The organism is Parasediminibacterium paludis, from assembly GCF_042651445.1.
GTDB classification, from domain to species: domain Bacteria; phylum Bacteroidota; class Bacteroidia; order Chitinophagales; family Chitinophagaceae; genus Parasediminibacterium; species Parasediminibacterium paludis.
Genome location: NZ_JBHSDC010000012.1, coordinates 36,646 through 63,156, shown reverse-complemented (window position 1 = coordinate 63,156; position 26,511 = coordinate 36,646). Strand labels below are relative to the sequence as shown.

Here is a 26,511-nt window from a genome sequence, read left to right as displayed (position 1 = left end):
TTTAGCTATAAATAGAAATGGCTTCTCGATAAGTGTTACAGTGGGCTTCTACAATGGTTTTTACATCAGGGCTATAACCACCGCCCATGGCTACTACAACAGGTATTTGGTGTTTGTATAATGTATTAAAAACGTAGGCATCTCTTTGTCTACAACCTTCTAAGGTTACTTTTAATTTACCAAATTTATCAGTCTCTAAAATATCTACACCACTAAGATAAAATGCAATATCTGGCTGTATGGTTGTAATAAGCTCTGGTAAATGTTGGTATAGCAGATTTAAATATGTATCAGTATCGCATCCATCAGTAAGACCGACATCCAAATCACTTTTTTCCTTATGAAATGGATAATTGTGCTGGCCATGCATACTAAATGTAAATACCGCTGGATTGTTTTCAAATAACTTGGCCGTGCCATTGCCTTGATGCACATCTAAATCTATTATCAGTATTTTCTCTACCAATTGATGATGTAGTAAATAATTACTCGCTACCGCCATATCATTAAGCATGCAAAAGCCTTCACCTCTATCTGCAAAAGCATGATGTGTACCACCAGCTACATTTAGCGCCACCCCATTTTTAAAGGCATAATGACAACAGTCAATAGTACCTTGTGTAATCATCAATTCGCGCTTTGTAAGCATTGGCGACTGCGGAAAGCCAATCTTTCTTTGTTCTGATGCAGTTAATGTTTGTTGCATCAGTTTATCAAGATAGGTAGCATCATGGGTTAATAAAATAGTTTCGCTATCGCAAATATTTGGGCTAAACAAATTATCTTGGATAATGCTTCCTTCATGTAGTAACTGCGCTGGTATTAGCTCATACTTAATCATCGGAAAACGATGGCCTTCTGGCAAAGGATGGGCATAAATACTGTTGTAGGCTATTTTAACCATTATATTTTCATGATGCTTTGGTTCACTATTGCATACACGCTATCACTTTTTTTAGGTGTAATAGCAGCGAGTCCTGTAAATCGGCTAAAAGCAGGTAGCACCGCATGCTGTGTAGCAAAGTAGAAACAAGGAAAGCGCAGGCTTTGTTTGCTAATGCCTTTTATTAAAACACCAGGATGAATATGACCACTCATGATGTAGTTGCTAGTTGCTAATTGTTGGTTAGTTGTTGCTAGATCGTGTAGAAAATGTATTTTGCTAATCGTTAATGCTTCAGGATGAACTTGGATGTTTGCATTTGCGTACCAGTCTGTTTTAAGGATGTCGTGGTTACCTTTTACTAAGTGGATGTTCAGGGCTTGAACATCATTGCGCCAACGCAAAAATAAATCCAATTCTTTATTTGCTTCGCTATGAAACATATCGCCAACTACCAGCAATTGTTCGGCCTTGAAAAAGGTGATTTGGTCTAGCAATCGCTGCATGTCTTCTTTAAACACATCTTGTGGCACAGCAATACCATATTTACGGAAATGCCCCGTTTTTCCAATATGTAAATCACTTACAATTAGTGCTTTTTGTTCCTCCCAAAACATACAGCGCTTTGGAGAAAGTATGAAATTTTGGTTATAAATAATATGTGGTAGTAATTGCATCATTAACATGACAAATGTAATAGGTGCGAATGGTAGAAACGAGAGAAGTATTTTTATGACCAATAAATACGCCATTTTGAGAATGTAGAAGTAGCGAATGTTGTTAATAATTATCACATTTATATTAAAAATCTACATAATTAATTATCTGGCACGATTTTACGATGTATGCTTATAATATTAATTTACCAAAACAACTTTTATGACAAAAACAATTTTAATAGTAGCGATCGTCATTATAGCTACGTCTTGTAACAGTAATGCCAATAAAGATGCCGCTATTAAACAAGCAAAGCAACAAACAATCGATTCAATACAAGCGCTTTCTGAAAAGCAAAAAATTATCGATTCAATGACTATTCTTACACATCAGAATAAGTCTAATACAAATTATCAAACCCGTCAGCAAAATAATTCTGAAATGGGAGCACCATCTGAGGCAACTTCTACAGATCACAACGCTTCGACATCACAAAATAATACTGTTGTTACTAAAAAGAAAAAAGGCTTAAATGCTACTGAAACTGGTGCACTTATTGGTGCTGGCGCTGGTGCTATTACTGGTGCTATGGTAGATGGTAAAAAAGGGGAAGGTGCTATTGTTGGTGGACTAATTGGTGCTGCTGCTGGTGCGGGTACAGGTGCCATTATTGATGGAAAAAAGAAGAAAAAAGTAGTTACTAATAACTAATACAGAAAAATGTTAAAGTGTATCGTTATCGCAGTAGACATTAGTGTCTTCGTGATAACGATATTTTTGTATGTTAAGTTGAGTGTTGTGTAAAATATTATTTTATTATCGTATAATAATTATTTAGTGTGCAGGCGAAACGAACCAGTAAATTTCCTATCCGTCATATTTCTGTTTAATCCCATTTTTTTCTTTTATCTAAATTAGATAGCCACAGACTTTGGTTTTATTTTTAAAATAATTTTTAAGGCCGAGACCACGGCTTATTCATTAAATTATTGTAAAGTTTCCTTTTTGCATACCTTTTTTTAATAGTTTTAAACTATCGTTCTATCAAATAAATAGATAGATGTTTTTGCCATAGTCTTTTTACATTTGTTTCATAAGTTAACAATATAAATTAGTTGCCGTTATGAATACCGAACAACACACTGCTACTACCAGTAGCGATGCAAAATGTCCATTTATACATGGTGCTGCACCTAAGCAAACAGCTGGTACTGGCACTAGTAATCGTGATTGGTGGCCTAACCAATTAAAGTTAAATGTGCTACGTCAGCATTCGGCTTTGTCTAATCCGATGCCATCTTCCTTTAACTACGCTGCTGAGTTTAAAACCTTAGACCTTGCTGCTGTGAAACAAGATTTATTTGATTTAATGACCAATTCGCAAGATTGGTGGCCAGCAGATTTTGGTCACTATGGGCCTTTTTTTATCCGTATGGCTTGGCATAGTGCTGGTACATACCGCATTCAAGATGGTAGAGGTGGCGCTGGCATGGGCTTGCAACGCTTTGCACCGCTTAACAGTTGGCCAGATAATACCAACCTCGATAAGGCTCGTTTACTGCTTTGGCCTATTAAGCAAAAATATGGTAAAAAATTATCTTGGGCTGATTTGATGATACTAGCAGGTAACTGCGCACTAGAATCTATGGGTTTTAAAACCTTTGGTTTTTCAGGTGGCCGTGCCGATGTATGGGAGCCTGCAGAAGATGTATATTGGGGCGCTGAAAAAGAATGGCTTGACGATAAACGCTATAGTGGCGACCGTGATTTAGAAAATCCTTTAGCCGCTGTACAAATGGGTTTAATTTACGTTAATCCTGAAGGGCCTAACGGAAATCCTGACCCACTAGCATCTGCAAGAGACATTCGTGAAACCTTTAAGCGTATGGCTATGAACGATGAAGAAACTGTAGCTTTAATAGCTGGAGGCCATACATTTGGTAAAACGCATGGTGCGGCTGATCCTAGCAAATATGTAGGAAAAGAACCGGCAGCTGCTAGTATTGAAGAACAAGGTCTTGGTTGGAAAAATACTTTCGGTTCAGGTAATGGTTCACATACGATTACAAGTGGCTTAGAAGGTACATGGACTACCACACCTACGCAATGGAGCAACAACTATTTTGAGAACCTATTTGGCTTTGAATGGGAGCTAACAAAAAGCCCTGCAGGTGCACACCAATGGCAGCCTAAAAACGGCGCTGGTGCAGGCACTGTGCCAGATGCACACGATGCTACCAAACGTCATGCACCGTTCATGTTGACAAGCGATATTGCATTGAGGGTAGATCCTGCTTACGAAAAAGTATCCAGACGTTTTTACGAAAATCCAGACCAGTTTGCAGATGCTTTTGCACGTGCTTGGTTTAAACTAACCCACCGTGATATGGGGCCTCGTAGCCGATATGTAGGTAGTGAAGTGCCTTCAGAAGTATTAATTTGGCAAGATCCAATACCTGCGGTTACACATGCTTTAATTAACGATACAGACGTTGCGAGTTTAAAAGCAACTATTTTAGCTTCTGGCCTAACAGTTGGTCAGTTGGTAAGCACAGCCTGGGCTTCTGCATCAACTTTCCGTGGGTCTGATAAACGTGGTGGTGCCAATGGTGCACGTATCCGTTTGGCACCTCAAAAATATTGGGTGGTAAATAACCCTGCACAGTTAGATAAAGTGTTGGATGTATTAACTAACATTCAAGCTGCATTTAATAATGCACAAACAGATGGTAAAGCAGTGTCTTTGGCTGATTTAATTATATTAGCTGGAAATGCTGGTGTAGAACAAGCTGCTAAAAATGCTGGTCATGTTATTGATGTGCCATTTGTGTCTGGCCGTACTGATGCTTCGCAAGAAGAAACAGATATAGAATCTTTTGCAGCACTTGAACCTATTGCTGATGGGTTTAGAAATTATGTAAAAAGCCGCACACATACAGCTGCTGAAGATTTACTAATAGATAAAGCACAATTATTAACGCTTACAGCACCAGAAATGACGGTATTAGTGGGTGGTATGCGTGTACTAAATACCAATTTCGATGGTTCTAAACATGGTGTGTTTACTAATAAACCTGAAACATTAACCAACGACTTTTTTGTTAATCTTTTAGACCTTGGCACTACTTGGAAAGCTACTAATGAATACCAACAAGAATTTGTAGGTACTGATAGAGCTACAGGCGCAACGAAATGGACAGCTACCCGTGCCGATTTAGTGTTTGGGTCTAATTCGGAGTTAAGAGCACTTGCAGAAGTATATGCTTGTGAAGATGGTGCACCGCAATTTGTGCAAGACTTTGTAGCCGCTTGGACGAAAGTCATGAACCTTGATCGTTTCGATTTAGCATAAAGACTGATGTTTTGTAATAAAAAAGGTAGCTTGATTACAAGCTACCTTTTTTATTACCTTAATTATGAATTGTATTATTAATCAATACAATCGTAATTTGTATGTATTTTTTTAATATGTTTTATGGTAATGTGATTATCTCATTCTTTTCAAACAACATTATTTGCTAATCTATTTTAGCTTGGCAAGCCCGTCAAGCGATGATACATCAGCGGGCTGTATCAGTAATGCTTTGTTAAACAATGTTCTTGCATCATTACTTTTTCCTAAATTCAAATAGGTCCACGCTAGCATATGATTACTGTCGTAGTCAAATGGGTAAAGGTTGACAACCTTTTCAAACAGTTTAGAAGCCTGATCGTATTTTTTTCTATTATACAAAATTACCCCAGCCCAGTAATTTGCTGTTACATTTTGTGCATCTATTTTTAAGATGTCTTCATAAGTTTGTAATACTTTATCCCAACTTTCTAAGGCAGATAGTGGCTTCACCAAACCTAATTTCGCTTCTATAGCGTAGGGCTTTAAGGTAACTGCTTTTTGATAATAGTTTTGCGATAGGGTGTAATTTTTATTCATATAACTTAACCAGCCAAGTCGCAAATTGGTTTCATAATTACTATCGTCATACACTTTTGTAAGGCTTGCAATGGCTTCGCCATAAAGCTTGTTGTACTCTTGTACATAACTGTCTTTAAAAGCTTTCTGTAAGGCAGTATTATTGTTTTGTGCCAATGTTGTTATAGCTATACACATAATAGCTATGGTTGTAATTTGTTTTTTTAAAATTTCCATGATAGACCTCCTGTGATTGAATGTTGATTAAATGTATTATTGGTATTATAAAGTACTCTTTGTTCTAATGTATAGCCCATATTAAAGGTGCATTGACTAGAGAGAGGGATGTAACCAAATAATCCAGCTTTAAATAAGTTTTTATCTATTTGGTTGTAAATGTATAGGCCGTCATTTTCAAGCAAGTCGGTAAAAGTGCCAAGTGTTGTATTACCCTCTAACCAAAGTTTTTTTGATATTTGTACACCTATAACTTGCCTAAAATTAAATGCCGATCCACTTGGTCTATTTCTAATAATGGCTGTAGAAAAGCCATATAGTTTTAAATTTCCGAAAGGATAAATACCTATTTGCGCATTATATTGGCTAATACTTGTATCGGTAATGGTCGAAAAAATGGCATCAGCTTGAATATCAAAATAATGATTGAAATATTTGATGCCTACCAATGCTGACTGGTTATTATATATGGTATTATCTGTATTAGTTTGGGTATAATGGTAAGCTGCTTTCAATTGCCAATGGCTATTCATATTGGCAGTTATTTTATTATAATATTCGCTTTGATTAATGCTTGCTGTTCTATAAGGTGGTGGCGGTGGAATTGCTCCAGGTCTTAAAGCATTGGCCAATAAAATAGATTGGTTAAACAATGCACCAGCTTGTTGCATATGTATATTGTAACCGAACCTGTTTTTGAGTTCTATTTTTTCATAATTGGTATTATTTCTAAAAGAACTGTTGGTGGTTTTAAAACTAGCCTCAATATTTGCATCTGTAAAAGCAAATGATCTAAGTTTTGCTTCAGCAATCACTTCTGGCGACAAATATCTAACCTGCGCATCGGCCAATTCTGTTTGGTTTAAATATTTTCTGCAAAGCCATATATAATAATGCGCCGTACTATTATACGAATCATTTTTTAGCACTTGTTCATATTGACGAATCGCTTCACTAAAATTGTTCAACATAAAGGCTGCATAACCCATCCGCAAACGTAATAATGTAAAATCTTGATTGTTAAGCACAGCCTCTCTTCCATAATCCAAAAGTTCTTTCCAAGAAGCTTTTTCATACAAGGCATAACTTTTAGTATTTGCTTCCTCGTAGGTAAAGGGTGATTGTGCCGTTGCATGAGTAGCAAGCGTTATGAAAAAACAAAATATTACTAGTTTTATTGGCTGCATAAGGCAGAGATGGTTTGTTGGTGATTGATGATTGAAAAAGATTGTATTTGCCCATTACTAATTTGTACAACGGCGGTAGATTGGTGCTTGCTTATACCAAATAACGCAAGGGTTTGCTTACTAGTAAAGGAAATGCTGCCATCGTTTAATAAGCCATCAGTTTGTTTTACTTCACTTTCAAAACGCATACGAATGAATATGTAAAATGGTGCCAGTAAATCCTGTAACCATTTGATGGGATTTACAGAAAAAACATTTAGTGGAAAATGGTCTTTAACATTTATTTGTTTTTCTGAACTCAGTAAAACTTTATAAGCTGCGTTGTAAAAATGATAGAGCAACGTTTTTTTAGAACCGAAGTAGTTGGTAAAATAGAAGGCTGTGCCATTGTTTATAAAATAGGCAAATGCTTGTTGAGCAGCACAATACAAATACGTCTCATTGTAAATGCTCGTACAAACTTCCCATGTTTCGTCCGCAAAATTTGGCGCTTGCACTTTTAAAATATAACCAGGCTGAAAGTTAAATGCCTGTTGTAATGCGGCATTACCAACAACATTGCTTACAAAACTGCCTTCTGAAGGTACACTGTTATTTTGTAATACGATCTCTTTATGATTATTAATTGTGAAATAACTAATTGGATAGGCCAAGGTTTTAGAACCAACATTAGGTGTTGCTTGTACTTGAAAGTGTAAATGTGGTTCTGGGGAACGCCCAGAATTGCCTACCAATGCTACGATTTCTCCCTTTTTCACATACGCTCCTTTGACAACTTTAAAAGACTGTTTTTTTAGATGTGATAGCTTGGTGTATAAGCCTTCTGTGTGTTTAATAACGATACTGTTCCCCCAATTTTGTTGGGCATTATTACCGCCTATTTCATTGTCATCTATGTGGTCAATAATGTCTTCTACAATACCGTCTGCTGGCGCTAATACAGGTTTGTTATAACAATAAAAATGTTCAGGCAAATTTCCAGGAAAGCGAAAGGTTTTCATTTCATCATCTAATATAACAAAGTCTAATGCTTTACCCCAATCGCCTTTGTGGGTCATACTTCCATCATAACCTTGGCTTACCATCCACTCTCCCATAAACGGTAAGGATAGCTGATGATATATATTGTTCATTAGCCGTTCTTTGCCATTTATATAACGATATAAATTTGTTTCGGGGCTATAATATTGAATAGGTGTAAGTACTAGTTTACTTGGTTTGGTGCGCATTTGCAGCATATACAAAAACAAAATCACTGTAATGCAAAATGGTAATGAAAAAATAGGAACACCTACTTTAAATAACAAACTACCAACCCCAATTACCATTAAATAAGCAATAGGAACCGAAATAAAAATCCAGAAAAAAGAACGGATAGATGGGATTAAATAAAAGCCACCTAAGGCTACTGCTACCAACATAAAATTGGTACCCATATTGTAATAGCTAACATCAACCTGATTAAAACTACCCATTAACACCCCAAAAAATATAGCCACCGTGTATCCAAAAATCATCAATATGAAAGCTATTCTTGAATAAATTAGTAAACCAATAGATAATATAATGCCTGTGGCAATATTTACTTGAAATAATATAGCACTCATACTTCTAAAAAAGCCTGCTATAAAATCTGGAATATTCCAATTTTCAATCGTAGTAATCACGTTTACTAGTCTATTACCACCCAGCGCATACATTTCGTTATACCAGTAAATATGCCTATGTGTTAAACCAACGCCGCCAAAGCTTTTAGAAGCAACAATTAACAAAGCCGTACTAATTATAAATGCTAAGGATAAAGCAGGCAGTCCTCTTTTATTTAAAATTACATTTAATGCTGTAGCTATAAAAAATGTTAGTAAAGCACCCACAATTAATAAAGCTGTAAATGCAGTGCCAAATTCAAAATTGGTTCCAAAGCCAAGGCCAAATAATACCACACTATAGGTCAATAAGCCGTTTTCCATTTGTGCTTTGCTAAAACCCAATGCCAATGCTGCAAGAATGGCAATAATTACTGCTGCTAAACCACAAGCACCCGTAAATGGTGTAAAAAACGACACCACCAATATGAGTAATGCAAAAATCTTATTCTTAGAAAAGAATAGCATACCGTAACTATTTAGTATGGCATTAATCATATATTTTGAAAATGATATCATTACTGATGCTTTCAATTTATTTTTTTTATTAATCACAGAGATTAAGAAACCCTGGTGCTGAACAATGTTGTGCAACGATTTTACCTTGCGCCTTCTTGGTGGGAGTTACAAATTAATTTCCTTTAAATAATCTGGTAATATTTCCATTTGCTCAATGTACTCAAGTGTTTCAGCTTGTCTTATTAAATGCGTGTTACCGCTTTCATCTATCAATACCACATTTGGGCGCATTTGTATAAACTGCATCCATTGTGTCATATTATATGCCCCTACTTTATGTACTACCACATGGTCGCCACGGTTAAGCAATGGCATGTTGATACTGCTTCTTACCATATCTATATTCATACAAAGAGGGCCATATAATACCATATCTTCCGTGTGGTGTGTAAAATCTTGTGCCGGACTCATTTTATGCTCGTACCAAAATGCGGTAAACAAAATATTAACCCCAAAATCCATAATGGTCGCTTTTCTGCCATCGCTTAAACGTTTGTTGGCCAACACGGTACCTAGCAAATACCCTGCATCGTCTATTAATGCACGGCCGCTTTCTAATATTAACAAAGGCAATTCATCGGTGTTAAACCCAATATTGTATAAGGCATTGGTAATAGCCTCTGCAAATTCGTCTACACTCGGTATCATATCAGCCGATGGCATATACGCACCGCGTAAATTATTTGCGGTTGGTAAACCACCACCTAAATCTAAATATTGAAGCACAGTGTTCAATTGCGTTTTAGCATTCCATGCTAGATCGCCTAGTTTTCTCACGGCTACCGCATACGCTTCTGTGCTAAGCATAAAGGTTCCTATGTGGCAGTGTAGCCCAGTGAGTTGCAATTTGCCCGACGCCACAATTTTATTCATTGCCGTCCAAGCCTGCCCATTTTCATAGTTAAAGCCAAATCTATCCCACATTGGATAAACGCCCGTATCCATATTTACACGAATGGCAACTCTTGGTTTTTTCTTTAATTTGTCAGCCAAATCAATTAATTGATACATCTCTTCAAAATGATCAATATGAATCAATGAATCGTTATTAATAGCAAGTACCAATTCTTCATCTGTCTTTTCGGGGCCATTAAATATTATTTTATTACCAGGTACACCATTGCCCAAAGCTTTTCGGTATTCAAAGCCGCTTACTACTTCGCCCCAGCTACCTTCTTGGTGGAAAATTTTACAAATCGCATTGATATAATTGGTTTTATAACTCCACGCAAACTGCACTTTGGGGTAGCGTGTTTTAAATGCACGAACCGCACTTTGATAGGTTCTGCGAATAGTTCTTTCACTAATCACAAACACTGGCGAGCCATATTGTTCAATCATACTTTTTACGGGTACGCCATCAATATGTTTTACCGCTTCGTACTCGGTGCGTGTGCCATATTTGTTCATTAAACCAGCATTCATTTTTTGAATACTTGGGCTTTCGTATCTTAATTTTTGCATGGTATTTTTTTAAAAGGTTATTTTTGTTATCAGCTTTAGTACTACTATGTGTCTGTTGTTGCGTCGCACACTTCGAGGTTCTGTTCTTTGCTAAGCTTTTTTTAACCACTACAACGCTACGACACAATCGAACCACAACGTTGTGACACATTGTGCCGTTATGACTTTGTGGTTACAACTCGCCGAAGCCACTTATTTGTTGAAATTCATTCACATCTGTAATGTGATCCCACGAATAGCGGATGAAAATTTTACCAACTTCATAATCTATGTAAGGTGGTACATCTTCGCCAAGTGCCATTTTAGCTAAAGCTGCGGGTTGGTTTTGCCCAGCAGCCGCGGTTAAATAAATCCATGCAGGAAATCGTGGGTTTATTTCCATGATATAGGGTATACCTTCTGGGGTACGCATTATTTCTAATTCGCAACCGCCTTTCCATTTAGTGGCTTGAACAAAAGTTTTGGCAAGAGCAATTAATGTATCATCTTCTAGTGTAATACCAGCCCAAGCTTTACCCTTATCGGTGATGTACAGTTTTTTCATGGGAATAGTGCTCGTGGCATTGCCTTTGCCATCGCCCAATACCGCAATATTTATTTCGTTGCCATTGATAAATTGTTGCACAATAATTGGATAGCCCCATTTAGCAGTCAATTTATAAAATGCTTTTTGTGCCTGTTCCATAGTATAGGCAACCACAGCGTCATAATATTTCCCTTTTACTACTAAAGGATAACCAAGTAATTCAGCACAAGTATATAATTCATCTACACCATATATGACTTTGTCGGCTGGTACAGATAGACCATATTTTAAGCCAAATTGGTGGAGATGCATTTTATCTCTTGCATCAAACTGTTCAAAACTTGGTAAAAATGTGGCAATCCCCATACTTTTTAACGTTGGCGCTAGCTTCATAAAGTTGTACAACTCGGCATCAAAATTTGGAATCAATACATCAATTTTTTCCTTCTCATGAATGTATTTTAACCGATTTAATAATGCTTCTGTGCCTGCAGCGGGGTAAGTAATTTGATAGGTTTTATCAACCACATCATGCAAGTAAATACCTGGTTCCATGGTTTCGTAAGAGAGACCAATAATGCGTATTGGTTTTGGAAAACCGTCTCTCAAGGCTCTAATCACGGCTATGCCAGGGCCAGGGCTGTCAATAGCATTTAAGCCTGTAACGGCTACCGTGAGGTGTTGTTTGGTTTCATTCATGGCAATAAGGTTTAGAGTTGTGAAAGGCTGGCTATTGTTCTAAAACATTGGCATATTTTAGTTGATTAGCAAAATCGTCCCAATCTTTTTCTAGCTGTGCATTGGTTACATCGTAACGGTCTAGTATTTGTGCTTTAATGTTTGAGGCAGCAATACCTTCTTTTAAGAGGCCTAAAATTTCAGCAGCAATCGGATTGGCAGAATAAGAATCACCCGTTGACGGATTGAAGATGAAACCAGATTCACTAGTGGCGATATTTTTTTTAAGATGCATAAACAATTTGTTTTAAAATGGTTAAGAAAGTTATAGTAACGTTATTTTAGCAAACACAATTAATTAGAAGTGTTTATTGAGAAAAACTTTTGGTGTTACTTGTTACTATTTTGTTAATGCATTGTGTGCCTACCAAGGACGCAATTTCACCCATATATAATCGTCCATCAGAACACCGTTTTTTAAAACAGCTTTGCGTCTGACGCCTTCTAGATAAAAGCCGTTTTTTTCAAGAACCCGCATCGATGCCTTGTTTATCTCAAAAACTTCGGCATATAATCTCACAATATCATAGTAGTAAAAGGTATAGTCTACCATTTGTCTTACTGCTTCGGTAGCGATGCCTTGTCCCCAAAAAGGCTCGCCAAGCCAATAACCAATTTCAGCAGACATAACATATACATCACTATTTAAAATAAGACCAATGCCACCAATCGCTTGCCCATCTATATCTATTGCTAGGTTTACAATTGGCGAAGCATCAATCGTTTTTTCTAGCCAAGCAATGGCATCAGCTTCAGTATAAGGTGTAGGGAAATAATTACGAAGGTTATTCCAAATATTAATGTTATTAGCATATAACACAAGGTTTGGTAAATCTGTACTAACCCACTGCCTAATAGTTACAGCCATTGAATTAAATTTGAGATGACGGTTAAAGCCTAAAAAAACTATTAGACGACAAAAGAAAAAGAAACCTTTGCTTGGTTTTATTTTTTATTCATTGCTTGAAAACGGTGAGAATTGCTTGTTAATAGATAGGCTTTATAGTTCAAGGAAGTTTTTTATGAGGCGATTGGTTTATTGATGTAATGTAATCTGAAAGCCAAGTTGGGCTAATGGTTTATTTGTAGCCAACAAAATAGCCACTTAATCGACTAAAATCATTTGTACCAAAGCAATGAACTTTGAGAATTTCTATTTAGCAGGGAATAAAATTATGTTTGGAAAGCTTTGATCAATAAATTTTGTGCTTTCTATATATATATATGGTGTTGCGTTATTATGTTACAGCCTGTCGAAGGTTTCTAATATTTGCATCACTGCTATACCCACCTCTGCTGAGCAAGGATTAGCTCTTTTATCACTAAAATACTCAACTACCCATTCTATCATGGGTTGTTGTATATGTGGTGGTACATAACAGGTTATCGTGTCTGTCTGCCCATCTTTTTCTAATTGGTAAAAGTTTGTACCAAATACCGAGAAGCGAATACGCCCTTTCGACCCAATAATTTCCACCTCATCTTTTCTTACTTCTTGTGGTACAGTAAAGCACCAAATGCCATTAAAGAGTACGCCATTTTCAAATTGTATATTGCCTGTAACAATATCTGATGCAGGATAATAACCACCTTGATTATCTGAGAAGCCATTGTAGCTTTTGGCTTTACCAAAAAAATACAACATCAAATCTATTTGGTGGGGTGCGAGGTCGAAAAACAAACCGCCACCAGAGATTTCCGGATTAACACGCCAATTATCCGCAGTTTTGGTAATCAAGTCAGACTCATGAGGTTGTAACATTTGAAGGTTTACAAATCGTATCTCACCAATCACACCGGTATCTATAGCTGCTTTTACTTGTAAAAATAATTGTAAGCCGCGCCTATAATGCGCCACTGTTAACTTTTTTCCACTTGCTATCGCCGCTGCTTGCATATTGTGTGCCGATGCACTAGTAAGCGTCATGGGTTTTTCTACATATACATCTTTACCTGCTTGTAATGCAGCGATGGTATAAGCCTCATGGTAGCGTGGTGGTGTGGCAATATAAATCGCATTAATATCTGGATCGTTTATCAGTTCATCGGCATCTCCATACCATTTTGGTACACCATGTCTTTGTGCATAATCTGCGGCTTTTACTGCATCTCTGCGCATTACTGCTACCAAACTTGAGTTTGGGACTTTGTTAAACGCAGGCCCACTTTTTACCTCAGTAACATCGCCACAGCCTATAATACCCCATTTAATCATATTAATTTGCTTATGTTTCTATAAATGAGGCACTAAGGTATATTTTCTTATTAGTTATCTGTCCAATGATACTATTCTTTCGTGATCATTTTTGCGTACACGGTTTCGCCGATCACTTTAATAATGTAGTTGCCCCTTGCCAAAATATTGCTAGCTACAGAAAATGTGTTGGTGCCAATTCTTATTGCAATAGGCTGTTGTACTAATACCTTCCCTTGCATATTGAGCACCTGAAAGGTACTATTGGTAGCTTTCGTGCTATTTAGTTGTACATAAAGGGTGTTGGTGGCAGGGATGGGGTATATTGTTAATGCGGATTGTTGTGAATTTATACTAACTGCAACGATTTTGCTGTATGCAAAGCGCCCATCTTTATCTACCATTTGTAAGCGGTAATAAATGGGTGATACTTGCTGCTGATTGCTGTTTGATAAGTCATCTGTAAAGCTGTAGCCCCCGTCGCCTTTAGCAGATACTTTTCCTGCATTAATAAAGTTACTGCCATCAATACTGCGCTCTATAGAAAAATAGGCGGTGTTTACCTCATTGGCTGTTTGCCAGTTTAAAAGAACGGTATTACCTTGTGGCTTTGCTTCAAAAGCTAGTAGATTCAATGGCAAATTAGTTGGTGTACCACCCACCCCACTTACTAGCAAACTATAAGCTTGCGAGCCATTGGTAAGTGTGCCTTTGTGTGTAATTGTAATTGTATACGTATCTCCAGCTTTAGCACTATCAATATTAATACGCTCTACATTATCCCTTCTATTATCGCCTTTCGTAGCTGCTTTAGCAGGGTTGGCGGGGTCTAAAATCCAAGGATAGTAAGTGCTACCATTTTTGGTAATACGCATATCTAAGTCGTTCACCAGTTTACTAGTGGTATCATTTAAAGCATTGGCATATGGGGTTACGTTGGCGCTTACATCTGTCCAGCAAATGGTAGCTACTAATGGGTCATTGCCATTGGCAACAATGGTTTTGGTAAATGTGCCGCCGTTGGTAAGCACGTTCTCATAGAGTAAGTGCTTGCCTGTATTATTATTAGTAACAGCTTCTTTTATTACACCTGCTGCTTTCTCTACGTTTAATAGCCCCCAACCAAATCTATAATCCGGACCTGTGGTATCGCCAGCTTCTTCCGCAGTATGTATGGCTAGGCCTTTTAATGTAGCCGACCGCATAAAAGTGCCAGCTTTTAATTGCGCATAATATTCTTGTAATAATAATAACGAACCTGCCGCATTGGGCGAAGCCATTGAAGTACCACTGTAAGTAGCATAAGCGCTATCGTTGTTATTAACACAAGAAGTTACAGCAACACCGTCAGCCACTAAGTCGGGTTTTATTCTACCATCATCTGTAGGTCCCCAACTGCTAAAACTACTCATTACGACATCGCTTGGCTTGGTGTAACCATTGGCTATGCCATTTACCGCACCAACGGTTAAAATATTTTTGGCATTGGCATTGGTTGGTAATATATCATAGCCATCGTTGCTGCTAATACCCGCTGGTCTATTACCTGCTGCCACCATACTGTCATTGGCGTCCCATCGGTAGTAGGGCGTACCTACGGGAGGGCCATTTTGGTTTCTGTTATTACCCGCAGCTTTTACATATAAATAATAAGGTGCATTATAAGCAATGGCATCTAGCGATTTGGTATCATCGTCATAATAACCAAAGTTAACGTCTTCATTTTCGTTTGGTCTGCCCCAAAACTCCCACCTTGCTGGGCTGCCATCACTAGGGGCACTATTGTAAAGCCAGCCAGCAATTACACCGTAAGAGTGGTTAGATATAATAATATTCCCTGCTTCCGCGGTTATTTCTGCTAAATCGTTATAAAAGTCGTAGGCAATAATACCTTGTAAATTATAGGCCATACCCTTGGCAATAGGGTTTACACCACTAGCCATTAGCGTACCAGTTACATGTGTTGCATGTGCAATTACAGGGGTGGTACTATCTTTTTGTGTAATTCTACCTATTAATTCTTTATGGGTTGGCATTACCTGCCCACCGTCCCAAATAGCCAATTTGTTTTTTAAGAAAGCCGAACTACCACTTAAGTTTAAACCAGAAGCGCCACCCGCCCACAATTGACTGGCCCTTGTAGTAGCTGCTGCAATGGTATTATTGTAGGCAGCATAGTATTTCGGTTGCCCATTGGTTGTAACACCCACTAAATACGCTTTGTTACCATTTTGTGAGGTAATCACCCAATCCCAATGTTTGGTTTTTGCAAGCGATGCTACTTTTATTTGGTTAATATGTGCTTGTTCGGTGGCAATGGTCGCATCTTTTTTTAATTGAATATGGTTAGTGCTTGTTTGCGCCAAAGCGATATTGCTAAAGCATAAAGTACTTAGAAGCGAAATGGTGAATGGCTTTATCATACAGCGTAATAGTTAGAAGATAATACACATTTTACAACAAACACACTAAACTAATAGTTTTAGATACCACAATATAATAAAAATGCTGACTTGGATATGATTGAAAAATGATGAGGAATTATTCGCATTTAAAAGTTTATGACACGTGTTTTTATGTAACATATATCGAAGGCATACTATTTACAAAGACTTTTGCCAACTAGGTGAACAGGTTTTGATCCTTTTTTTGAATATAGCATAATGATAATTTTCAATGTTTGATAGGAATTGATACCACCAAACCAGATACTTCATTTCATACACTCCCCATACACTATCCATACTTCGGGTATAGCTCGGGTATAGCTCAGAAATATAGCTGTCAGGCACTAAAAATAACTATTATGGCTTGTTGACGAATGTAATATAATTAATATTATATAATAATTAAATTATTAACAAGCGACTTTGTTAATAAGGTCGCAAATTGCTAATTTGCAAATGCCTACCTCACAATCCACCGCTCTTTTAGTATTTTTGTGCTATTAATCAAGATGGATGTTGCAAGTTTTGCTAATTGAAGATGAACAACGCATTGCTGACCTCATTAAACGAGGCTTGGAAGAACAAGGCTTTGCCATTACGCTTGCTTTTGACGGTTTGATGGGCAAGAAATTAGCACTTGCTAACCATTACGACATGATCATTACCGATATTATTTTACCCAATATCAACGGCTTAGACCTATGCAAAGAAATCCGCTTGCGTAAGCCAAATGTGCCTATCATTATGTTGACTGCTTTAGGTACTACTGATGATAAAGTGGAGGGTTTTGATGCTGGTGCGGATGATTATTTGGTGAAGCCTTTTGAATTAAGAGAATTGCATGTGCGCATCCGCGCTTTATTAAAACGCAATAACAGCAATAGTAATTTGCAAGGTTTTGTTATAAAGTATGCCGACCTTGAACTGAACCTTCATACCAAAATTGTAAAACGTAACAACAAGGAGATTTCTTTAACCCCCAAAGAGTTAAAACTGCTGGAATTTATGATTCAAAATCCAGAAAGGGTTTTGAACCGAACCGAGATTGCTGAACATGTTTGGGATACCCATTTTGATACTGGAACCAATTTTATAGACGTTTATATCAATTATTTGCGAAAAAAAATTGATAAGGATTTTGATATAAAGCTGATTCATACCAAGCCTGGACTTGGTTTTATTTTTAAACAAGATGAGCCATGCAAATAAGAACAAGGCTCACACTTTTATTCACGTCGCTTATAGCAGCCTTATTATTGGCATTTGCTTTAACGGTTTATATCACTTCCTCGCAAACCAGGGAAGAAGAGTATTTCAAGCGATTAAAACAGCAAGGCGCTATCAAAGCCAATCTCTTATTTGATACCAAAGTGGCCCCAAATGTTTTGCAGTTGATTTATAAAAAAGCCCCTAATGCCTTGTTTCAAGAAGAGGTAGCTATTTATGATACCGCTTTTCATTTGTTGTACCACGATGCCGTGGAAATAGACAAAGTGAAAGAGACAAAGGGCATGATTGATAGCATTAAGGCAGAGAAAGAAATGGCGATTTATATAAAAAATATGCAGGTGGTGGGCTTTTTGTACCAACACAATGGCAAAGATTATGTGATTACTTCTGCGGCGGTAGATGGATATGGGCTTGCCAAATTGGCCAATCTTCGCAATACATTGGTGATTTCTTTTTTGTTGGCCGTTATCGCGATATTTTTTAGTAGTCGGTTTTTAGCAAAAAAATCATTGCAACCTGTTTCTTTATTAATTGATAAGGTAAAAAAAATTACCGCTACCAATTTAGATTTAAGGGTAGCGCCGGGTAACCCTAAAGACGAAATTGGGGCATTGGCTATCACATTTAATGAAATGTTAGATAGGCTCGAAAACTCTTTCGATGCCCAAAAACATTTTGTATCGAATATCTCACACGAACTAAGAACCCCATTAACTGCAATGTTGGCCGAAATGCAACTGACCCTGCAAAAAGAAAGAAGCATTGCAGAATACAAAGCGTCTATCGATCATATTATTTCTGACACCCAAAAATTGATACGTCTGTCCAATAGCTTATTGGACTTAGCAAAAGCTAGTTACGACCAAACAGAAATTGCTTTTAAGCAAATCAGATTAGACGAGGTTTTGTTAGATGCAAGAAATGACGTGTTGCACAACCAACCCAATTTCAACGTAGATATTGTTTTTGATAAAGAGATAGACAACGATAATTTTATTTCAGTGAACGGGAACGAATATTTATTAAAAACAGCTTTTATTAACCTGATAGAAAACGGCTGTAAATTTTCTAGCAACCACCAAAGTGTTGCCAAAATATCCTACAACGAAAAGCAAATAGTGCTTAGTTTTTCAGATACGGGTATTGGTATTAGCCAAACAGAGCTGCAACATATTTTTACACCATTTTACAGAGGGGGCAATAAAAAATTTGTTGATGGTAATGGCATCGGCCTTTTCCTTACCCAAAAAATAATCTCCTTGCATAAAGGCAATATTGAGGTTGCATCAACCGAACATATTGGCACTACTTTTACTATTATGTTGCCACATCTCTGATGGTTTTGTCTTCTAATAATTTTCTAATCATATTCTAAAGCATCCCTAACAGCCGCTTCACTGGGGCGGTTTTAAATTTGCAATACTTTAATGGTTTATATCATTTAATACCATACAAATGGATACTTACCCCAGTAATCATATCAATAATTATTAATCTCCGCTTCTGTCAGAATGCCATTGGTATTCCGCCTGTTGCGGAATAAAACCAAAGTATATGCTCAAGCTAACCGCACTCAACCTACTGCTATCGGCAACAGTTTATCCAAATATTGGTACCGATTTTCATGTCTGTATTAACTATACAAGGAACGTTTAAGACAGCACACTACAAATTATTATAACAATTTTTAATGAAGGATACTTAAATATTATGGAGGGTAATTGCTATGTTAACCATCTTCGATTTTACTACTAGACTGCTTCTTGCTTTTGCATTGGGCGCAGCCATTGGCATTGAACGCCAATGGCGGCAAAAAAGTGCAGGGCTACGTACCAATACCTTGGTTAGTCTTGGTTCTGCCGCATTTATTTTATTATCTGTATCGCTTACTGGCAATAGCGGCGATCCAAGCCGTGTAGCCTCGCAAATAGTAACTGGTATTGGCTTCTTAGGCGCAGGTGTTATTATGAAAGATGGCATGAGTGTATCTGGGCTTAATACGGCTGCTACTATTTGGTGTTCGGCTGCAGTAGGCGCTTTAGCGGGAGTTGGTTTATTTATGCAAGCTGGTATAGTTTCGGCCTTTATCATGATGGTTCATTTGTTGCTTCGTCCTTTAGGTTTGCAATTAAGTAGGTTACCATTTATAAAGTCAGACACAGCCCAAACCGAATACCTGTTTACTATAAAATGTAAAGAAAAAGTAGAAAACCATTTAAGGGTACTATTAATGCAGCATCTAAATAGCGATGATACACTCTTGCTCCGCTCATTAAGTAGCAGTGATAATGAAGAGTCAGGCAACGCTATTATTACGGCCGAAATTAAAAGTGTATCACCGCAAGATCATGTATTGGAACGCATTGCTAGCCGACTAACAATTGAGCAAGATGTGATGAAGGTAAGCTGGGAGGTAGTGGGGCAACAAACAGATATCTGAATAATGACATGCGATTTTAACAGTTAATTTCCAGATAATAGCGATGACTGTATATTTGAGACCTATAGATATAGTTTTTATTTCTATATAAATAGTAGCGGCTAATATTGATCCATATACTGCTTTTATAAAGTCAATATTAAGAAGAAACATTAGAAACAATAAAAATGAGTACCATGTCTCAATCCATCACAGAAAATATTAAAAATAAGTTACCATTTACGCAAGCTTCAAACGGGGCTGTTGACGAGGCGGCTACTAAATTGCGAAAAGCAAGTAGTAATGACAGCCAGATATTTTTTGCCATGTTTGATACTAATGCCGAAGGCTTAACAACGGCTCAGGTAGAAGAAAAGCTAAGAATATTTGGTTTAAATGAGGTGCATCACGAGAAAGCCCCATCTTGGCTTAAGCAATTGATTCAGGCTTTCATTAATCCATTTATTGGTATTCTTATCATCATTGCCATTGTATCTTCTATTATGGATATATGGCTTGCGGCACCTGGCACGGCTGATTATAAAACCGTTTTAATGGTGGGTATTATGGTTATGGTAAGTTCTTTGCTACGATTTTCTCAAGAATTTAGAAGTAATCGTGCAGCCGAACAATTAAAAAGCATGGTGAAAACCACCGCTACGGTTTTAAGGCACGACGCTGCATCGGGCAGTAGCAAAATAGAAGTTGATATTAAACACTTAGTGCCAGGTGATATTATTTTACTATCTGCTGGCGATATGATTCCTGCGGATTGTCGTATCATACAATCAAAAGATTTATTTGTCAGTCAGGCGATGCTTACGGGCGAATCTATGCCTGCCGAAAAAAGAAATATTGCTATACGAGACGCAAATACCGTCACGCCGCTTGAGCTGGATAATATTTGCTTTATGGGTACCAATGTGATCAGTGGATCTGCTACTGCTATGGTTGTTACCACAAGTAACCAAACCTATTTCGGTTCGTTGAGTAAATCTATTGTTGGCAAAAGTGCAGAAACAAGTTTTGATAAGGGGGTTAATAAAGTCAGTTACTTACTTATCAAATTCATGTTGGTAATGGTGCCGTTAATTTTTTTAATTAATGGTTTGGTGAAAGGCAATTGGTTAGAGGCATTGCTGTTTGCCATAGCCGTGGCTGTGGGTTTAACCCCTGAGATGTTGCCCATGATTGTTACCGCCAATCTTGCAAAAGGTGCCATCAGTATGAGCAAACGTCAGGTGATTGTAAAGCGCCTTAATGCAATACAAAATATCGGCGCCATGGACGTTTTGTGTACCGATAAAACGGGCACACTTACGATGGATAAAATAGTGTTGGAAAGGCATTTGAACATTTTTGGGGATGAAGATGAAGAAGTATTGAAATGGGCTTATTTAAATAGTTATTACCAAACAGGGCTTAAAAATTTATTGGATGTGGCGGTGCTTGACCATGCCGAAGTGCATGAGCATTTAAAAGTAGATGAGCATTTTGTGAAGGTAGATGAGATACCTTTTGACTTTGAACGTCGCAGAATGAGCGTTATCTTAAAACAAAAAAATGGCAAACATTTATTGATATGCAAAGGCGCCGTAGAAGAAATGCTGAATTTATGCAACCAAGCTTTTGACCCTGGGGAAGACAAACAACTGCATATTGAAACTGATAAAATCATCCCAGTTGACGAAAGTGTTCGTAACACAATATTGAACACCTCTAAAAAATTGAACAAAGAAGGGCTAAGGGTGTTATTGGTGGCTATTAAGGAATTTGACGATAGGGCATTAACGTATTCTATAGAGGATGAAAAAGACATGATTCTCACAGGTTTTATTGGCTTTTTAGATCCTGCCAAACCTTCTGCCAAAACCGCTATTGAAGCGTTGCGAAAATTAGGTGTGAATGTTAAGGTATTAACTGGCGATAATGAAATTGTTACCAAAAAAATATGCCGCGATGTAGGTATAGATTTCAATAAGATTTTGCTAGGCAGTGATTTGGAAAATATGAGCGATGAAGTATTGCAAGCGCAGATAGATGATGTATCCATTTTGGCAAAGCTTAGTCCTATTCAAAAATCTAGGGTGGTAAAATTGTTACAAGCCAAAGGGCATACAGTTGGTTTTATGGGCGACGGCATTAATGATGCAGCTGCTTTGAGAGATGCAGACGTAGGTATAAGCGTAGATACAGCGGTAGATATAGCCAAAGAAAGTGCAGATATTATTTTGTTGGAAAAAGATTTAATGGTACTTCGCAAAGGCGTCGTGTATGGTCGTAGAACGTTTGGCAATATCATTAAGTATATTAAAATGACGGCTAGCAGCAACTTTGGTAATATGTTTAGCATGTTGGGCGCTAGTGCATTGTTGCCCTTTTTACCAATGCTGCCCGTACAAATATTGGTTCAAAATTTACTATATGATGTATCCCAAACATCTATTCCTTGGGATAGAATGGACGAAGATTTTTTAGAAAAGCCAAAAAAATGGGATGCTTCTGGCATTACAAAGTTTATGTTGTACATAGGGCCTATTAGTTCTATATTCGATTATGCGACGTTCTTTGTAATGTTCTATTTTTTTAAAGCCAATACACCTGAACATCAAAGTCTGTTTCAAAGCGGTTGGTTTATTGAAGGGTTATTATCACAAACATTAATCGTGCACATGATACGTACCAAAAAAATACCATTTATTCAAAGTTGGGCTACAACACCTGTAGTGGCGCTTACATCCGTTATCATGTTAATGGGCATTGCTATTCCTTTTTCACCTTTTGCAAGTGCTTTAAAATTGCAGCCCTTACCACTTAGTTATTTTCCTTGGTTGTTTGGTATTTTAACTTGTTATTGTTTTCTAACACAGTTTGTGAAAAATTGGTTTATTAAGAAATTCAACCAATGGCTTTAAAACTTAATTTATTAGTATAAAAAATCGACAAATGGTGATGAAAAAGCTATTACAATGTATGATTCTAATGGCGCTATGCCTATCTGTTTTACAAGCTGGTGCGCAGGATAATTATGAAATTCAAGTGTATGGTGCGCAAACCATGACGAAAGGTAGTACCATGTTTGAACTGCATAGTAATTTTACTGGCGCTGGTACTAGAGATATTAAAAATGGTGTTTATCCAACCAATCATATCGTTCACGAAACCCTTGAAATTACCCATGGATTCAAGGATAATTTTGAAATTGGTTTCTATATGTTTAATGCCCTTGGCGATAATGGAAGAAGTGCCTATGTGGGTAGCCATATACGCCCTCGCATTGCCGCACCGCAAGCTTGGCATCTTCCCGTTGGGCTAAGTTTTTCTGCAGAAGTTGGGTATCAAAAAAGCCAATATAGTGAAGACGATTGGACAGTAGAATTAAGGCCTATTATCGATAAAACATTTGATAAATTATACTTGTCTTTTAATCCAACTTTTGATAGGTCGTTGCATGGGTTGAACAAAAAAGATGGTTTTGTTTTTTCACCCAATTTTAAAGCTAGCTATGCCGTATCATCTGTTTTTTCACCTGGTCTTGAATATTATGGCTCATTGGGGCCTTTAAATAATTTCTCACCTGCCAATCAACAGAATCAACAATTATTTTTATCTCTTGATGTTGATTTTTCACCAGTTTGGGAGCTGAACCTCGGTTATGGTTTTGGTCTTACGGATGCCACTGACAAGTCTATCTATAAAATGATATTGGGACGACGTATCGATTGGCATCACAAAAAATCATAACAAATACCACCACATTATCAAATATTTTCGCCATATTGTACTCCAATAATTGGTAGCGATAACCGTTGAAAATACATACATTTTATTTTTATAAGCATACAACTAGTAACAATGCAAAGACTTATCATGGTATTAATCTGCCTTCAAGGCATCCCGCCATCACTTGCCCATATATTGGCATAAGCTACTTACTATCTGAAACAAAAGCATTATTATATTTTAAAGAATTTTCACGTGAAATTATATCTATTTTCTATATTCCACTTTTTTATGGCAATCACGATTGGCTCGGCGCAAACTGATAGCACAGTAAAACCGAGTCCATGGTCTTACCATTTTCAATTAACCGCCATTTCGCAAAGCCATGCAGGCTTTAAAGCAAAATACAGTGGTAATAAAAGTTTAGCAGATTCTACAGATGTTGGTGCAACAAGTTTAACCACAACTTTATTTCTTGGGCGAAAATTATGGAAGGGTGCGGCTGTTTATTTGAATCCTGAAATTTCTGGTGGCAATGGCCTTAGCTATGCACAGGGTGTTGCTGGTGCACTTAATGGCGAAACCTACCGGGTAGGGCAGGTGCAACCCCAAGTATTTATTGCTAGAGGGTATTTACAACAACATATTCCGCTAAAAAATACCAGTTATGAGTTAGTAACCGACGAGATTAACCAAGTTGGTACTTTAGTGCCTACTAGTCGTATCACCATTTCTGCGGGTAAATTTGCTATTGCTGATTTTTATGATGACAATATCTATAGTAAAGATCCACGGTCACAATTTCTCAATTGGTCATTATGGGCCAATGGTGCTTGGGATTATCCAGCAAATACGCGTGGCTATACCATGGGTGTCGTGGTAGAACTTATTAAACCAAAATGGGCATTACGCCTGTCGAGCGTTGCAGTTCCTCGTATTGCTAATTTTCATTTAATGGAATACAATGCCAAAGCGCATTCAGAAACCCTTGAGTTTGAACACCAATTCTTAATCAATAAACGAAAAGGTACCGCTCGATTTACGGCAAGTGCCACCTATGAAAAATCGTTGACTTATGCGGATGGCTTAAAAGCGCTTGCTACCAATAATACTTTTTTGTTAGATGTTATTCAGGGCGAGGTTGAAAATAACCAGTATGGCGGTAAAAAATTTGGATTAGGTCTTAATGTAGAACAGGCATTAATAGATGATATTGGCTTTTTTATGCGAACAGGTTGGAATGATGGCAAATATGTTACTTGGGCATTTACCGAAATAGACCAAACACTTAGCTTGGGCTTATCAATCAAAGGTAGCAAATGGAAAAGGCCAGATGATATTTGTGGTATTGCCACGGTTATCAATGGGATTTCTAAGGATCATCGAAACTTTTTAACCTCAGGCGGCTATGGCTTTATTATTGGGGATGGTGCGCTCAATTATGGTCATGAAGCAATTGTAGAAACGTATTATAGTGCGAAACTTTCAAAATCCTTTTGGCTTACGGGCGATTACCAGTTTGTAACCAATCCTGGCTATAATAAAGACAGAGGGCCTGTACATGTATTTGCGCTGAGGGGTCATATTGAGTTTTAAGTAAGTATATGCTAATAGTTACATAACTGCTTCTACATGGTGGGTTTTGAAAACGGTCTCATTCTAACGTGTGCGAGCATGCGTTAGAATGAGACCGTTTTTTGTAATGTTTATTTTACGAGGTTTTTATTAAGACTTTGGTGATACTTTTCAATATTTCCGTCCTATTTTCATGCCTAGCAAACAATCATTCCAATGGGATCAACGGTACAGATAAAAGACAAGAGCGAAACAGCTAAACTTATCAAAATTGCGCCGTTTAAAAAAGAGGTAAGAAAAACGGAGCCGCACAAGCACAATAGCTATTTTGAAATTATTTACCTCTCCAAAGGAAGCGGCACACATGCTATTGATTACAAAAAATACCCCGTTGAGCCGCCTGTTATTTTTTTTGTAAGAAAAGAACAGGTGCACCATTGGGAACTCCTAAGCGAGCCAGAAGGTTATGTTGTAATATTAAAGAAGTCGTTTATGGATAAGAGCTTTGACGGTGAGCTGAAGGCACTCTTAATTAAGCTTAGCAAATTATCATGTTTGCAAATAAAAGACATCGACACAATAGACTATTTGTTTCAACTCCTTACCAAGGAAAATGAAATTGCCAACGACAATCATTTTCTAATTATTGAAGGGCTGTTAAAGGCATTGTTGGCCAAAATTTTGGACACCGCAACACCTATTATCAATAAGGTGAAAATAAAAGCGGGCCTATTCCATTCTTTTCGAGAACTGCTTGAACAAGGAACTGACATCAAAAACAGCGTTGCACATTATGCCCATCTTTTAAATGCTACCCCTCAGAATCTTAATACTGCCTGCCGTAATGCTGCTAACCAATCTGCTGCAGAAATTTTAGCAGAACATATCATCAGTGAAGCTAAACGGTTGTTAATATATACTAATAATACGGTGTCTGAAATTGCTGCTTCCTTAGATTTTAGTGATGCTTCGCATTTTGTAAAGTATTTTAAACGCCACACTAGCCAAACACCGCTAGCATTTAGGAAGCAGTAAACAATACCAAACTATTTTCAAATGTACCATGCTTTAAGTATGGTATTGCAACACTTTTGTACCGAAGGGATTATTGCCATCAAAAATTAATTTGCAGAAAAATAATATTAAATCTTATCAA

Annotated in this window: 20 protein-coding genes; 9 read left to right on the top strand and 11 right to left on the bottom strand. The window is 37.4% G+C overall.

Annotated features, from left to right (window positions below; all coding sequences use genetic code 11):
• Position 1 precedes the first annotated feature (1 nt).
• Together ACFOW1_RS07095 and pdeM are read right to left on the bottom strand one after the other, a co-directional pair.
• On the bottom strand, positions 2-904 hold the full coding sequence (locus ACFOW1_RS07095; RefSeq protein ID WP_379013206.1) for a histone deacetylase family protein: 903 nt from the start codon (positions 902-904) through the stop codon (positions 2-4).
• Positions 904-1,635 (bottom strand): ligase-associated DNA damage response endonuclease PdeM, encoded by a 732-nt coding sequence (gene pdeM / locus ACFOW1_RS07090; protein ID WP_379013205.1) that lies wholly within the window; start codon positions 1,633-1,635, stop codon positions 904-906. Before pdeM ends, ACFOW1_RS07095 begins: the two co-directional genes overlap by 1 nt.
• A 127-nt stretch (positions 1,636-1,762) precedes the next feature.
• Between pdeM and ACFOW1_RS07085 the strand changes: the two genes are divergently transcribed.
• Together ACFOW1_RS07085 and katG are read left to right on the top strand one after the other, a co-directional pair.
• Entirely contained in the window at positions 1,763-2,251 is a 489-nt protein-coding gene (locus ACFOW1_RS07085) for a hypothetical protein (protein ID WP_379013203.1), read from the top strand.
• Positions 2,252-2,663: 412 nt separating this feature from the next.
• Complete coding sequence (gene katG / locus ACFOW1_RS07080) at positions 2,664-4,892, top strand: catalase/peroxidase HPI (protein ID WP_379013201.1); 2,229 nt, start codon at positions 2,664-2,666, stop codon at positions 4,890-4,892.
• Positions 4,893-5,063: 171 nt separating this feature from the next.
• Here katG and ACFOW1_RS07075 read toward each other — a convergent pair whose 3' ends face one another.
• The 9 genes from ACFOW1_RS07075 to ACFOW1_RS07035 all read right to left on the bottom strand — a co-directional run bounded on the left by ACFOW1_RS07075 (position 5,064) and on the right by ACFOW1_RS07035 (position 16,384).
• Positions 5,064-5,687 carry a tetratricopeptide repeat protein gene (locus ACFOW1_RS07075; RefSeq protein WP_379013199.1) on the bottom strand — a complete coding sequence of 208 codons (624 nt, stop codon included), beginning with the start codon at positions 5,685-5,687 and terminating at the stop codon, positions 5,064-5,066.
• Positions 5,675-6,874, bottom strand: coding sequence for a tetratricopeptide repeat protein (locus tag ACFOW1_RS07070; RefSeq protein ID WP_379013198.1), 1,200 nt, complete (start codon positions 6,872-6,874; stop codon positions 5,675-5,677). Before ACFOW1_RS07070 ends, ACFOW1_RS07075 begins: the two co-directional genes overlap by 13 nt.
• A complete protein-coding gene (locus ACFOW1_RS07065) occupies positions 6,862-9,039 on the bottom strand; it encodes an urea transporter (RefSeq protein WP_379013197.1) in 2,178 nt (725 codons plus the stop codon). Before ACFOW1_RS07065 ends, ACFOW1_RS07070 begins: the two co-directional genes overlap by 13 nt.
• Positions 9,040-9,144: 105 nt before the next feature.
• Positions 9,145-10,503: a hypothetical protein gene (locus ACFOW1_RS07060; RefSeq protein ID WP_379013196.1), complete on the bottom strand. Its 1,359-nt coding sequence runs from the start codon at positions 10,501-10,503 to the stop codon at positions 9,145-9,147.
• A gap of 172 nt (positions 10,504-10,675) precedes the next feature.
• Positions 10,676-11,728 (bottom strand): ATP-grasp domain-containing protein, encoded by a 1,053-nt coding sequence (locus ACFOW1_RS07055; RefSeq protein WP_379013195.1) that lies wholly within the window; start codon positions 11,726-11,728, stop codon positions 10,676-10,678.
• A 31-nt stretch (positions 11,729-11,759) separates the two neighbouring features.
• A complete protein-coding gene (locus ACFOW1_RS07050) occupies positions 11,760-12,002 on the bottom strand; it encodes a PqqD family protein (RefSeq protein ID WP_379013193.1) in 243 nt (80 codons plus the stop codon).
• Between the two features lie 129 nt (positions 12,003-12,131).
• Positions 12,132-12,635: a GNAT family N-acetyltransferase gene (locus ACFOW1_RS07045; RefSeq protein ID WP_379013192.1), complete on the bottom strand. Its 504-nt coding sequence runs from the start codon at positions 12,633-12,635 to the stop codon at positions 12,132-12,134.
• Between the two features lie 375 nt (positions 12,636-13,010).
• Entirely contained in the window at positions 13,011-13,982 is a 972-nt protein-coding gene (locus ACFOW1_RS07040) for a Gfo/Idh/MocA family protein (RefSeq protein WP_379013191.1), read from the bottom strand.
• A 71-nt stretch (positions 13,983-14,053) separates the two neighbouring features.
• Complete coding sequence (locus tag ACFOW1_RS07035) at positions 14,054-16,384, bottom strand: S8 family serine peptidase (protein WP_379013189.1); 2,331 nt, start codon at positions 16,382-16,384, stop codon at positions 14,054-14,056.
• A 537-nt stretch (positions 16,385-16,921) separates the two neighbouring features.
• Here ACFOW1_RS07035 and ACFOW1_RS07030 point away from each other — a divergent pair.
• The 7 genes from ACFOW1_RS07030 (at position 16,922) to ACFOW1_RS07000 (ending at position 26,390) form a co-directional block, all read left to right on the top strand.
• Positions 16,922-17,617 carry a response regulator transcription factor gene (locus ACFOW1_RS07030; RefSeq protein WP_379013188.1) on the top strand — a complete coding sequence of 232 codons (696 nt, stop codon included), beginning with the start codon at positions 16,922-16,924 and terminating at the stop codon, positions 17,615-17,617.
• Complete coding sequence (locus ACFOW1_RS07025) at positions 17,608-18,975, top strand: sensor histidine kinase (RefSeq protein ID WP_379013186.1); 1,368 nt, start codon at positions 17,608-17,610, stop codon at positions 18,973-18,975. Before ACFOW1_RS07030 ends, ACFOW1_RS07025 begins: the two co-directional genes overlap by 10 nt.
• Before the next feature lie 389 nt (positions 18,976-19,364).
• On the top strand, positions 19,365-20,078 hold the full coding sequence (locus tag ACFOW1_RS07020) for an MgtC/SapB family protein (protein ID WP_379013185.1): 714 nt from the start codon (positions 19,365-19,367) through the stop codon (positions 20,076-20,078).
• Positions 20,079-20,254: 176 nt separating this feature from the next.
• Positions 20,255-22,972 (top strand): magnesium-translocating P-type ATPase, encoded by a 2,718-nt coding sequence (gene mgtA, locus ACFOW1_RS07015; RefSeq protein WP_379013184.1) that lies wholly within the window; start codon positions 20,255-20,257, stop codon positions 22,970-22,972.
• A gap of 37 nt (positions 22,973-23,009) precedes the next feature.
• Positions 23,010-23,801 (top strand): hypothetical protein, encoded by a 792-nt coding sequence (locus tag ACFOW1_RS07010; RefSeq protein ID WP_379013182.1) that lies wholly within the window; start codon positions 23,010-23,012, stop codon positions 23,799-23,801.
• 270 nt (positions 23,802-24,071) lie between these two features.
• Positions 24,072-25,376 carry a carbohydrate porin gene (locus ACFOW1_RS07005; protein ID WP_379013181.1) on the top strand — a complete coding sequence of 435 codons (1,305 nt, stop codon included), beginning with the start codon at positions 24,072-24,074 and terminating at the stop codon, positions 25,374-25,376.
• 195 nt (positions 25,377-25,571) lie between these two features.
• Positions 25,572-26,390, top strand: coding sequence for an AraC family transcriptional regulator (locus tag ACFOW1_RS07000; protein WP_379013180.1), 819 nt, complete (start codon positions 25,572-25,574; stop codon positions 26,388-26,390).
• Positions 26,391-26,511: the final 121 nt, after the last annotated feature.

Coding starts and splice junctions, on each gene's coding strand:
- ACFOW1_RS07095 (WP_379013206.1), bottom strand. CDS start 904: ATGGTTAAAATAGCCTACAACAGTATTTATGCCCATCCTTTGCCAGAA.
- pdeM (WP_379013205.1), bottom strand. CDS start 1,635: ATGGCGTATTTATTGGTCATAAAAATACTTCTCTCGTTTCTACCATTC.
- ACFOW1_RS07085 (WP_379013203.1), top strand. CDS start 1,763: ATGACAAAAACAATTTTAATAGTAGCGATCGTCATTATAGCTACGTCT.
- katG (WP_379013201.1), top strand. CDS start 2,664: ATGAATACCGAACAACACACTGCTACTACCAGTAGCGATGCAAAATGT.
- ACFOW1_RS07075 (WP_379013199.1), bottom strand. CDS start 5,687: ATGGAAATTTTAAAAAAACAAATTACAACCATAGCTATTATGTGTATA.
- ACFOW1_RS07070 (WP_379013198.1), bottom strand. CDS start 6,874: ATGCAGCCAATAAAACTAGTAATATTTTGTTTTTTCATAACGCTTGCT.
- ACFOW1_RS07065 (WP_379013197.1), bottom strand. CDS start 9,039: ATGATATCATTTTCAAAATATATGATTAATGCCATACTAAATAGTTAC.
- ACFOW1_RS07060 (WP_379013196.1), bottom strand. CDS start 10,503: ATGCAAAAATTAAGATACGAAAGCCCAAGTATTCAAAAAATGAATGCT.
- ACFOW1_RS07055 (WP_379013195.1), bottom strand. CDS start 11,728: ATGAATGAAACCAAACAACACCTCACGGTAGCCGTTACAGGCTTAAAT.
- ACFOW1_RS07050 (WP_379013193.1), bottom strand. CDS start 12,002: ATGCATCTTAAAAAAAATATCGCCACTAGTGAATCTGGTTTCATCTTC.
- ACFOW1_RS07045 (WP_379013192.1), bottom strand. CDS start 12,635: ATGGCTGTAACTATTAGGCAGTGGGTTAGTACAGATTTACCAAACCTT.
- ACFOW1_RS07040 (WP_379013191.1), bottom strand. CDS start 13,982: ATGATTAAATGGGGTATTATAGGCTGTGGCGATGTTACTGAGGTAAAA.
- ACFOW1_RS07035 (WP_379013189.1), bottom strand. CDS start 16,384: ATGATAAAGCCATTCACCATTTCGCTTCTAAGTACTTTATGCTTTAGC.
- ACFOW1_RS07030 (WP_379013188.1), top strand. CDS start 16,922: ATGTTGCAAGTTTTGCTAATTGAAGATGAACAACGCATTGCTGACCTC.
- ACFOW1_RS07025 (WP_379013186.1), top strand. CDS start 17,608: ATGCAAATAAGAACAAGGCTCACACTTTTATTCACGTCGCTTATAGCA.
- ACFOW1_RS07020 (WP_379013185.1), top strand. CDS start 19,365: ATGTTAACCATCTTCGATTTTACTACTAGACTGCTTCTTGCTTTTGCA.
- mgtA (WP_379013184.1), top strand. CDS start 20,255: ATGTCTCAATCCATCACAGAAAATATTAAAAATAAGTTACCATTTACG.
- ACFOW1_RS07010 (WP_379013182.1), top strand. CDS start 23,010: ATGAAAAAGCTATTACAATGTATGATTCTAATGGCGCTATGCCTATCT.
- ACFOW1_RS07005 (WP_379013181.1), top strand. CDS start 24,072: ATGGCAATCACGATTGGCTCGGCGCAAACTGATAGCACAGTAAAACCG.
- ACFOW1_RS07000 (WP_379013180.1), top strand. CDS start 25,572: ATGGGATCAACGGTACAGATAAAAGACAAGAGCGAAACAGCTAAACTT.